The following is a 624-nucleotide window of genomic DNA, read 5'->3' on the forward strand; positions in this document are numbered from 1 at the left end:
TCATCGCCGTAGCGCACGATCACCAGATGTTCGCCGGGAATCACGTACATCGCCTGGCCCCAATGCCCCAGTGCGGCGAAGGTATCGGCGGGGGGGGCGGGGCACGGGCGGGGGGGCCCCGACCCTGGCTGCATGTGGTCACACCTGCCGGCGGGGAACGGCATCACCCTGTTGGCCTGGGGGTGGGGGGAGGGCGGGGGGGTTGGTGGGGGGGCGGGTCCGGGGGGGGGTGGGGGGGGGGGCACTGGTGGGGGGGCGGGGCAGCGGATGGTGGGAATTGGGGGTGGGGCGGGTCGTTGGGGGGGGCGGGGGGGGGGGTTGCTTGTTCTGGGGGGTGTGTATGGTGGGGGGGGGATAGGGTTGGGAGTGGGGGGGACGGTTGGGGGGGTTGGTGGGGGGTGGTGGGGCGGCGGGGGGGGGTGGGTGGATGGTGGGGGGTACGGGGATTCGAAATTTCAGAAAATTATTTTAGTAGGTTGTATAGATGGAAAGGGGGGGCTTATAACCCCAAAAAAGGAAAATTTGGGATTTAGCCATCGCAAATCTCGCTTTCTAACTGATGTTTTTTGTTTTTTTTTGGTTCGGTTTTTTTGTTTTTGGGGGGGGGGGGGGGGGTGGTTGTTT

1 pseudogene is annotated in these 624 nt (G+C 64.7%); it reads right to left on the reverse strand.

Annotation, left to right across the window (positions count from 1 at the left end):
- Positions 1-119: pseudogene (locus GPL81_RS30915) on the reverse strand (serine hydrolase); the annotation flags it as partial.
- Positions 120-624: the final 505 nt, after the last annotated feature.

Source organism: Pseudomonas izuensis (genome assembly GCF_009861505.1).
Classification (GTDB): Bacteria; Pseudomonadota; Gammaproteobacteria; order Pseudomonadales; family Pseudomonadaceae; genus Aquipseudomonas; species Aquipseudomonas izuensis.